We start from the raw sequence: 850 nt of genomic DNA on the forward strand, positions 1-850 counted from the left end.
TAAATTCTTATAATCGAAGATAAACCTCCAGGAATCGCAGATAAATTCTTATAATCGAAGATAAACCTCCAGGAATCGCAGATAAATTCTTATAATCGAAGATAAACCTCCAGGAATCGCGGATAAATTCTTATAATCGCAGATAAAGCCTCCAATTCAATTAATTCCCGATAAAATGAGCCGGACGTTTTTCTAAAAATGCTGCAACTCCTTCACGATGATCTTGTGTTCGTCTCATTTCTAATTGTTTTTCAGTTTCAGAATCTAATGTTTCGAGCAAGAGCTGTTTTTCTTGTTCACTATATATCAGTTTTGAAGCAATCATCGCCTTTAATGGACGCGCTTCCAATTCCCTTTTTACCAACTCAAGCTGTTCTTCTGTATCTCCTTCATAAGCCATGTCAACAATCCCTGCCTTTAATGCTTCATCGGAGGTCATTGATTTACCTTCCCAGATTACTTGCTTAGCTTTGTGCTCTCCTAATCTTTTCTTTAAAAAGAAATGCCCTCCACCATCTGGAATAAGACCAATATTAATAAAATTCATGGCAATCTTCGCATTTTTTTCCGCAAATACCTGATCACATGCTAAAGCAAAACTTAGTCCTAAGCCAGCTGCAGCCCCGTTAAGAAAGCTTACTGTTACCGCAGGCATCGTGTATAAGCTGACAATAATGTTTTTTATATTGTTCATCACGGTTTGAAAGCCAGATTCATCTGCATTAGATAGCATCGTTTTTAAATCACCGCCAGCTGAAAAGGCACGACCTCTTCCAGTAACAAACAAAAGCTTTACATTAGAAGCAGCAACATCAGCTAAGCACTCAGCTAATTCCTGAAGCATTTCTAC

General features: G+C 37.9%; 1 protein-coding gene. It reads right to left on the reverse strand.

From position 1 onward, the window contains the following. Nucleotides 1-160: 160 nt before the first annotated feature. A partial coding sequence (locus tag ACEWK1_RS25785; protein WP_416636785.1) for an enoyl-CoA hydratase occupies nt 161-850 on the reverse strand: 690 nt, incomplete at its 5' end.

It is taken from the genome of Metabacillus sp. YM-086 (assembly GCF_048059995.1).
GTDB classification, from domain to species: Bacteria; Bacillota; Bacilli; order Bacillales; family Bacillaceae; genus Metabacillus; species Metabacillus litoralis_B.